7 protein-coding genes are annotated in these 8,485 nt (G+C 53.7%); 4 read left to right on the top strand and 3 right to left on the bottom strand.

All coding sequences use genetic code 11. The features are described from left to right. Window positions 1-112 precede the first annotated feature (112 nt). Window positions 113-853, top strand: a complete 741-nt coding sequence (locus tag RUMCAL_RS03825) for a M23 family metallopeptidase (protein WP_040646869.1) — start codon at window positions 113-115, stop codon at window positions 851-853. A 47-nt stretch (window positions 854-900) separates the two neighbouring features. Here the strand turns inward: RUMCAL_RS03825 and RUMCAL_RS03820 are convergent, their stop codons facing one another. Together RUMCAL_RS03820 and RUMCAL_RS03815 are read right to left on the bottom strand one after the other, a co-directional pair. Next, window positions 901-1,506, bottom strand: coding sequence for a DUF3267 domain-containing protein (locus tag RUMCAL_RS03820; protein ID WP_021681223.1), 606 nt, complete (start codon window positions 1,504-1,506; stop codon window positions 901-903). 19 nt (window positions 1,507-1,525) lie between these two features. After that, on the bottom strand, window positions 1,526-2,818 hold the full coding sequence (locus tag RUMCAL_RS03815) for a CapA family protein (protein WP_040646868.1): 1,293 nt from the start codon (window positions 2,816-2,818) through the stop codon (window positions 1,526-1,528). Between the two features lie 147 nt (window positions 2,819-2,965). On the opposite strand from RUMCAL_RS03815, the gene RUMCAL_RS03810 reads away from it, so the two are divergent. Genes RUMCAL_RS03810 through RUMCAL_RS03800 form a run of 3 tightly spaced genes read left to right on the top strand, consistent with a single transcriptional unit; the run spans window position 2,966 to window position 6,335 of the window. Next, complete coding sequence (locus tag RUMCAL_RS03810; RefSeq protein WP_021681221.1) at window positions 2,966-4,435, top strand: spore germination protein; 1,470 nt, start codon at window positions 2,966-2,968, stop codon at window positions 4,433-4,435. Then, on the top strand, window positions 4,428-5,351 hold the full coding sequence (locus tag RUMCAL_RS03805; RefSeq protein ID WP_021681220.1) for a GerAB/ArcD/ProY family transporter: 924 nt from the start codon (window positions 4,428-4,430) through the stop codon (window positions 5,349-5,351). Before RUMCAL_RS03810 ends, RUMCAL_RS03805 begins: the two co-directional genes overlap by 8 nt. 45 nt (window positions 5,352-5,396) lie before the next feature. After that, entirely contained in the window at window positions 5,397-6,335 is a 939-nt protein-coding gene (locus RUMCAL_RS03800; RefSeq protein ID WP_021681219.1) for a Ger(x)C family spore germination protein, read from the top strand. Between the two features lie 86 nt (window positions 6,336-6,421). On the opposite strand, the gene RUMCAL_RS03795 is transcribed toward RUMCAL_RS03800, so the two are convergent. Continuing rightward, window positions 6,422-8,257: a phosphoenolpyruvate carboxykinase (GTP) gene (locus tag RUMCAL_RS03795; RefSeq protein WP_021681218.1), complete on the bottom strand. Its 1,836-nt coding sequence runs from the start codon at window positions 8,255-8,257 to the stop codon at window positions 6,422-6,424. Window positions 8,258-8,485: the final 228 nt, after the last annotated feature.

The raw sequence follows: 8,485 nt of genomic DNA, 5'->3' as shown, positions 1-8,485 counted from the left end.
GCATCTGTCGCACAATCTTTGTGCGATATTGCCTAAAGCAACTTTTCCCATTTTTTCTGTTGTCTGCATAAAAAAATTCCTCCGGTGCAAACTAGCACTGGAGGTGGTTTTGATGAAAACCCAGACAAAACAGAAATCCAGATTCCGCGGATTTTACACAGCCCTTTTCCTGAGCCTGCTGATGATCGGTGCCGCCTGTGTCTTTGCGTACCGCCAGACCAGTCAGACACTGGAGCAGAACCTCAATTCCCTGAACGAACAGATGGAACTGACCGAATCCGAAACGGAACCCTACGAAGCCCCTGTTGTCGGCGTGCAGACTGACGTGGCGAAGCCCGCAGAAACCACTGCCCCGCCGGCAGCCACCACTGCACCGGCAACAGAAACAGCAGCCACCGCAGCAGAAACAGTTCCGGAAACAGTTCCGCCGGAAGAAGCACCGGTACACCAGCTGACCCCGCCGCTGGCAGACTTTGCGATCCTGAACCCGTTCAGTGACGGCGAACTCATCAAGTCCGAAACCACCGGTACATGGCAGACACACAACGGCGTAGACCTCAGCTGTGCCGCCGGTGCAGACGTTTTCGCCATAGATACCGGTACTGTCAGCAAAGTGTGCAGCGATGCCCTGTGGGGCTATACCGTGACCATTGACCACGACAACGGCGTGACCAGCCGGTACTGCGGTCTGGACGGCTCGCTGGAAGTGCGGGAGGGCGACACGGTACAGACCGGACAGAAAATCGGTGTGACCGGTGCCAGTCCGGACTTGGAGAGTGCCCTGGAGCCGCACCTGCATCTGGAAGTGCAGAAAAGCGGCGTGTATGTAGATCCCACGGCATATTTCGGCTGATTACGGCACACAAAAAACGGGACGCTGTTTCCACCGTCCCGTACATATTATTCCGCCTGCTCTGCATGTTCTTCCGGCAGATACCAGTAGGAGTGAAAGCCATGGAGATACGTTCTCGCTCCCTTGGGCATCTGTGTCAGGGCATTGATGATATTGTAATAGTCCCCGATGCCCATCGGAATAGAAGTCGCTCCCAGTATACCCAGAAATCCCAGCTGCGGAAAAATCAGGTACAGCAGGAACGGCACAAATCCGAATATCAGGTTCGGCATCAGGCTCATCACAATAAAATGGCTCTTGCTCATATCCTCCGTTGCAACCACAAACAGCATACCGTTTTTCAGATTGGTGTAGATATACGCCTCTTTCCGGAAGCACATGGCGTGGATAAACTCATGGGGAATCAGGCAGGCAATTGCCGCCAGAATTCCCGCCCAGTATATCCAAAAGTGTTCCAGTATCACATCAAAGCCGCCGCGGAGCAGCACAATGGCATATGTCACGATCATAAGCGGCACAGAAAGCAAATTCAAAACCAACCCCAATTTTTTGATGTCGTCAATTTCCTGGAATTTCACCGCATTGGGTTTGTGCTCTCCGTGAGGCAAACTCTCCTCGTTGCCGTCAAATTTGCCTTTCCAGATGATTCTCATAAGATTTTCTCTCTCCCTATCAATTGTAATTCCGGAACTGCTCCGGCACAGAGATGTCGAACAGTTCCCGAATCTTCTCCATGCTCCACACCTGATAGGACGGACCTGTACTGGACGAACAATAGGGCAGTCCATGCTGGGCAGCCAGTTCATCCGTATACATGCTGTAAGGATACAGCCGCAGATTGGATTCCCGCCCGTCGTCAAACTGGGTAATCACCGGCGAAACCTTGACATCTTCAATGGTCACAGAGCCGTCCTCTTTCGCTACAATGTTGAAGTCTGCCAGTTCCCCGATCAGGTTCATGTTGTCCGTCTGGGCAGAAATGAAATTCCCCAGCGAATAAAACACAAAGCCCTGCGTACCGTCCGGACGGGTCAGATATTCCATTGTCTGTGCTACATGCGGGTGGGTGCCGATAATCACATCGCCGCCCCAGTCAATGATTTTCTGTGCCAGTGCCTTTACGCCGTCGGTAACGTTGTAGGTATCCTCCACGCCCCAGTGACAGGTCACTACTACCACGTCCGCAATTTCCTTGGCTGCGGCGATCTGCTGCTGGATAATGTCCTCCTGTGAGGTATACACGATCTCCAGTTCAGAGTTGTCCGGCAGCGAATAGCCATTGGTATTCTCGGTGTAGCTAAGAAATGCCACTGTTTTTCCGTTGAATTCCTTGGTGCGGATATGCTGCTGCATGTCCACATAGTCCCGATAGACTCCGCATGCCAGAATGTCCGGATACTGCTGCATCTTCTGATCCCAGTAGTTCAGGCAGCCGTTCAGTCCGCTTTCACCCTTGTCCAGCAGGTGATTGTTGCACATGGTGATAACATTGAAGCCCATGCCCACCACGGCATCCCCCAGTTCCACCGGCGAATTGAAGTTGAAATTGGAGCCGGACACCTCGAAGCCATCGCCGCAGATCAGCGTTTCCTGATTGATGATATTCAGGTCACCGTTGATTAGCGGCTTGATGTTGTCATAGCAATAATCGAAATTATAGCTTGTCCCGTCGTTGGAGTGTGCCTGTGCACTCTGATACACGCACTGCTGTACCAGATTGTCCCCCACCGCGACCACGTGAATGGAAGTATCGCCGCCGGCTTCTGCGGTGGAATCTGCGGTGCTATCGTCGGACGGCGTTTCACCGCTGTCTGCGGAGCTGTCCGAAACCGGTGCGTTTGCCGGAACTGCCGCACTGTCGTTGATCTCGTTGGTCTTGGAGCAGCCAGCCGCCGCACAAAGGCAGGCGATACCAGTGAGTACTGCCGCCAGCCTTTTCCCGTATATCCAAATGTGTTGTTTCATAAAAGCGTCCTTTCTTCGACAAAATATCCACTTTATTATAGCACATCTCCGGAAAAAAAGCAATCCATTTTGCATCTTTTTTTGAGAAAGCGGCATACTGAAAACAGAACGGCAGTCCTGCCGTGAATCCATTCGGGAGGTTGCCCTATGCAACAAAACCACACAGAGATTTTATTACAACAGACCATTTCGCCGCAGCTTTCTGTTAACCTCAGCAAGATCCGCACCATTGCAGAGGGTTCGTCAGACCTGCTGGTCAACGAATTTGTTCTCAGCGGGCTGCCTGCCGCCCTGCTCTGCTGTGAGGGCATGCTGTCTACGTCCACCATGACGGAACTGATCCTCAAGCCCATTACCGCGATCCGGCTGGAATGCCCCACTGCGGCAAATGTTTTCGCCTTTATCCGGAATCACCAGCTGTATTCTATCGACCGTGCAGAGGCAAGCACCTATGCTGACCTGTTCCGGTTTCTGAACTCCGGCTTTGCCGTGCTGGTGCTGGACGGAGCCGATTCTGCACTGGTATTCGGGATACAGGGCTACGACAAGCGTTCCGTCAGCGAGCCCTCCGGCGAGGACAACGTCATGGGAGCAAAGGACGGCTTCATTGAAGTTGTCCGCGTGAATATGTCCCTGCTTCGCCGCCGCATGAAAACCCCGCAGCTGAAACTGGAACTGTTTGTCAAAGGTTCCAAAAGCCAGACAGACCTTTGCCTTTGCTACATGGCAGACCGCGTGCCCCAATCCCTGATCGCACAGATCAAGGCACGGCTGGACGAAATGGAACTGGAGTCCATACTCTCTTCCGGCTACCTCCAGCCCTTTCTGGAGAACCGCCGCGGCTGTCTGTTCGACACTGTGGGCACTACCCAGCGACCGGACGTGCTCTGTGCCAAGCTGCTGGAGGGACGCGTCGGGCTGCTGATCGACGGCACGCCTTTCGCACTGGTGATTCCCAAGCTGTTCTGCGAAAGCTTCCAGACTATGGACGACTACTGCTATCGTCCTGCCTATGCCACGCTGGTTCGCTGGATCAAGTACGCCGCCTTTCTGGTGGCAGTGCTGCTGCCGGCGTTGTATGTGGCGATTGCCCTGCACCACCCCGAACTGCTGAACCGCACCCTGCTGCTGATTCTGGCAGATGCCGAGGAAAACGCCCCCATTTCCCTGACTGCCGAAGCAATTGGTGTGCTGCTGGTCTACGAGATCATACGGGAAGCCGGTCTGCGGCTGCCCAAAGCCGTAGGCGGTGCCGTGAGCATTGTCGCCGGACTGATCATCGGAGACGCGGCAGTTGCCTCCGGACTGATCAGCACCCCCATGCTCACCGTCACCGCCATTGCCGTTATTGCCGGCTTCGTCGTGCCCGATCTGGCACAGAGCATCACCCTGCTGCGGCTGGCGTTTCTGCTGATTGCAGGATTCTGGGGGCTGTTCGGCATCAGTCTGCTGGGAGCAGCCGTGCTGTTCAATCTCTGTGCCGGCGAAAGCTTCGGCTTCCCGATCACAGCACCCATTGCCCCGCTGTACAAAAAGGGTTTTCGGGATACCCTGACGCGGGTCAGCTTCCGCAAGATGCAGTCCGGCAGTTTCACCGTGGAGGAATACCATGAATAAACTCCGTTCCAACCAGATCTTTGCGGTTCTGCTGGGCAGTGCCGCCTTTCCCCTGCTCTGCCGAACCGAGCCGTTCACCATTGAGGGCATTTTCGGGGCTGCCATTGCCACCGCGGTACAGCTGCTGCTCTGTATTCCCATACTGCTGCTCTATCGGACAGGGTTCTGTTTTGGCGAATGTGCACGCAGGCACCGCATTCTGCCCCTGTGCTTTATTGTCTATCTGCTGTTTCGCGGCGGAACTTCCTTTGTCCAGTTACAGCAGACCTCACAGGAAATTTCCCTGCCCTTTTCGGAAAAGTTTCTGGCGGCGGCACTGATTGCACTGGTATGTCTGTACACCGTATCGCTGGGGATCCAGACCATTGCCCGCAGCAGCACCATGATTCTGGGAATCCTGCTGATTACGCTGGCGATCATGTGTATTGGTGCCATTCCGCAGGCAGAACCGCAGAATCTGGCACTCTCCCCCAACGATACCATTTGGAAAGGCTTTTTCCGCAGCATGACCACCGCAGACGAACTGCCGCTGCTGTTTCTGCTGCTGGACTTTTCCGAGAAGAAAACCTACCGCAGCATTGTGCCGGTATGGGTGGGAAAGTTCCTGCTGGGCAGCTATCTTTCCGTGCTGGGCATGGCAGTGCTGGGCAGCCGCATGGCAAAAGCCAGCCACCCGTTTTTCGCCATTGTTTCCGTTTCCCAGCCCCTGAGCACCCAGCGTGCTGATGCCCTTTATATCTTGGTATTCGTCATGCTCTGCGTGCTGCGGATCACGCTGTTCGCCGTGCTGGCGGCACATCTGTTAAGGCTGTGCTTTCCGAAGCTGCGTTACACCAGTACCCTCTGTCTGCTGTCTATGCTGGGCATTGCGGGGGCAGCTTCAAAAATTTCTGTTTCCGGTATCTGGGAGTTCTGATCCGGTTCTGCTGCTGGCAACGCCCGAAAGGAGGAACTGTTTCCTATGAAATATACCATTGCATTTCCGGCTGGATTGACTGCGGCAGTCCTGCTGCTCTGCACCGGCTGTGCCGCCACCCAAGTGCGGGACAGGGCATATCTACAGGCGATCGAACTGCGATCTCCTGACACGCCGACGGTACTGCTGCACGACTTTCACGAATCAAAAGCGATTGCCTACGGCAAGGGCAGTTCCGTTTCTCAGGCAGTTGCCAACGCCGCCGTTCCGGTAGGAAAAACACTTTTTCTGGGGCATCTAGAACTGATTGCCTATGAAAATCCCGCATTTGGAGAACAGCTGGACGATCTGATGCAGCAGTACCGCCTGTCCCCCGCCTGCAAGGTGGCATGTTCCGCCGACGGCATCACCCTTGCACAGGAGGACACCACCAAAACCGTAGAACAGCTGCGGCAGGCGGAACACGCCGGACAGCTGCCGGAAACCGACCTGTTCACCATTCTGCGGGAATGGGACACGGCTTCCGGCACGGCACTGGTTCCCCTGATGACAGAGGACGGATTTTCCGCCGCCATTGCAACCAAAACGAACCTCTCCGCTGCCCTTTCTCCAGATGCGGTTTCCGGACTCTGCTGGCTCCGCGGGGACAATTATCCGGAACAGTTCTCCACAGAAAGCGGCAGCTACACTGTTTCGTCTGCCAAAACACAGCTTTCCGCGGAAAAACTGCCGGACGGATTCCACGTCACCGCCGCCATTTTCCTAGAAGGCGAGGGCGATTTTGAAGCGGCATCACAGGAGATCACAAGGCTGTGTCAGGCGGCATTTCGGGAAACCGTTTCCGAATATCACGCAGACGTGTTCGATGTGGAGCCATGCCTCTGGAGCCAGTGCTACAAGGATATGGAACAAAGCGACTGGAAAACTGCCGCAGGGCAGATGCACTTTTCCGTACAGGTCAACCCGCACAAGAACATGCTCTGAAATCAAAAAGGACGCTTCCGCCGAAACGGAAACGTCCTCTTTTTATGCAATCACGCAATTATTTTTTATGCCAGAAAAAATGTTCCTTACTTTGCAGCCTTCTTGATGCGGTCTTCCAGCTTATCCAGCTGTTCGTACAGAGCAGCCGGAATGTTGCCGCCCTTAGCCTTGATGTCTTCATCATAGTATCTACGCATCTCGGTGATCTCAGATTCCCACTTATCCATATCCAGCTTCAGCAGGTCTGCGATGTCATCGGAAGTGAACTGCTTGCCCTCGTAAACCAGACCGTCAACGTTGATGTCCTCAGCCTTCGGCTCATAGCCGATCGGAGTTTCAACAGCGTCTACAGTGCCTTCGCAACGCTTGATGATCCAGTCCAGAACACGCATGTTGTCGCCGAAGCCCGGCCACAGGAAGTTGCCTTCATCGTCGGTCTTGAACCAGTTTACGTTGAAGATCTTCGGAGCCTTGTCGCCCAGCTTTTCGCCCATTTCCAGCCAGTGTGCCCAGTAGTCACCTACGTTGTAACCGATGAACGGCTTCATAGCCATCGGGTCGTGACGCAGAACGCCGACTGCACCGGTAGCAGCTGCGGTTGTTTCAGAAGAAACAGCAGAACCCATATAGGTGCCGTGTGTCCAGTCGAAGGACTGATATACCAGCGGAGTGGTAGATGCACGACGACCGCCGAAGATGATTGCGGAGATCGGTACACCTTCCGGATTGTTGAATTCCGGAGAGAGGCACGGGCAGTTCTTTGCCGGAGAGGTGAATCTGGAGTTCGGGTGAGCCAGCTTGCCGCCTTCAGCGATGAATTCCGGACCATTTACCTTCTTGCCAGTCCACTCAGTTGCGTCAACCGGCGGATTCTTATCCAGCTTTTCCCACCAAACAGTGTTGTCTGCATTGTTCAGAGCAACGTTGGTGAAGATCGTGTCAGACTTGGTGCAAGCCAGAGCGTTCGGGTTGGAGTGGTCATTGGTACCCGGAGCAACACCGAAGAAACCATTCTCCGGATTGATTGCATACAGTCTGCCGTCCTTGCCCGGCTTCATCCAGGCGATGTCGTCGCCGACTGTGAATACCTTATAGCCATTCTTCTTATAACCCTCCGGCGGGATCAGCATAGCCAGATTGGTCTTACCGCAAGCAGACGGGAAAGCAGCAGTGATATACTTGGTTTCGCCGTTCGGCTTCTGAACGCCCAGGATCAGCATGTGTTCAGCCATCCAGCCTTCGTTCTTGCCCTGGAAGGAAGCGATACGCAGAGCGAAGCACTTCTTGCCCAGCAGAACGTTGCCGCCGTAAGCGGAGTTGATGGACCAGATCGTGTTTTCTTCCGGGAACTGTACGATATAACGCTTTTCCGGATCAACATCTGCCTTGGAGTGCAGACCACGAACGAAGTCGTTGGAGGTGTCACCCAGATTCTTAAATGCATCTGCACCCATACGAGTCATGATGTTCATGTTCAGAACAACATAGATGGAGTCAGTCAGCTCAACGCCAACCTTTGCCAGCGGAGAACCGATCGGACCCATAGAATACGGGATCACGTACATGGTTCTGCCCTTCATTACGCCGTCATACAGCGGAATGAGCTTTGCCTTCATTTCTTCCGGATCCATCCAGTTGTTGGTCGGACCTGCACCTTCCTTTGTCTTAGAGCAGATAAAGGTACGATCCTCTACACGAGCAACGTCGTTCGGGAGTGTGCGATGATACAGACAGCCCGGCAGCTTGTCCGGATTCAGCTTGTACATCTTGTCATGATTGCCTTCCGGCAGAGAAGTTACTTCTTCTGTCAGTGCATCCAGCTGTTCTTTAGAACCGTCGATCCATACGACCTTAGCCGGCTTTGTCAGAGCGACCATTTCGTCGACCCACTGCAGCACATTCTTGTTGTTAGTCAATGCCATTGGTACTACCTCCTGATAATTTGCAGCAATCTCATTGCATGCTTTTTTTGGGGAACTTCTTGCAAAATTCTCCAACACTTTTATTATACCCAAATTCGCCTGTCATGTCAAGCAGTTTCTGCAAAAAGCCACTAATTTTCAAAATGCGTTCATGAAACAGAATCATCTGTTTTCGACACGTGGACAAAATATGGCAGGTCAATACCGCACAAAGATTGTGCGACAGAT

The organism is Ruminococcus callidus ATCC 27760 (assembly GCF_000468015.1).
GTDB classification, from domain to species: Bacteria; Bacillota; Clostridia; order Oscillospirales; family Ruminococcaceae; genus Ruminococcus_C; species Ruminococcus_C callidus.
Note: the sequence above shows the minus strand (reverse complement) of the source record. Positions and strands in the feature narration are given on the sequence as shown.

What these genes read in the sequence shown, in the direction of transcription:
- RUMCAL_RS03795 (WP_021681218.1), bottom strand. Translation starts at nt 8,257, where the DNA reads ATGGCATTGACTAACAACAAGAATGTGCTGCAGTGGGTCGACGAAATG.
- RUMCAL_RS03825 (WP_040646869.1), top strand. Translation starts at nt 113, where the DNA reads ATGAAAACCCAGACAAAACAGAAATCCAGATTCCGCGGATTTTACACA.
- RUMCAL_RS03815 (WP_040646868.1), bottom strand. Translation starts at nt 2,818, where the DNA reads ATGAAACAACACATTTGGATATACGGGAAAAGGCTGGCGGCAGTACTC.
- RUMCAL_RS03805 (WP_021681220.1), top strand. Translation starts at nt 4,428, where the DNA reads ATGAATAAACTCCGTTCCAACCAGATCTTTGCGGTTCTGCTGGGCAGT.
- RUMCAL_RS03810 (WP_021681221.1), top strand. Translation starts at nt 2,966, where the DNA reads ATGCAACAAAACCACACAGAGATTTTATTACAACAGACCATTTCGCCG.
- RUMCAL_RS03800 (WP_021681219.1), top strand. Translation starts at nt 5,397, where the DNA reads ATGAAATATACCATTGCATTTCCGGCTGGATTGACTGCGGCAGTCCTG.
- RUMCAL_RS03820 (WP_021681223.1), bottom strand. Translation starts at nt 1,506, where the DNA reads ATGAGAATCATCTGGAAAGGCAAATTTGACGGCAACGAGGAGAGTTTG.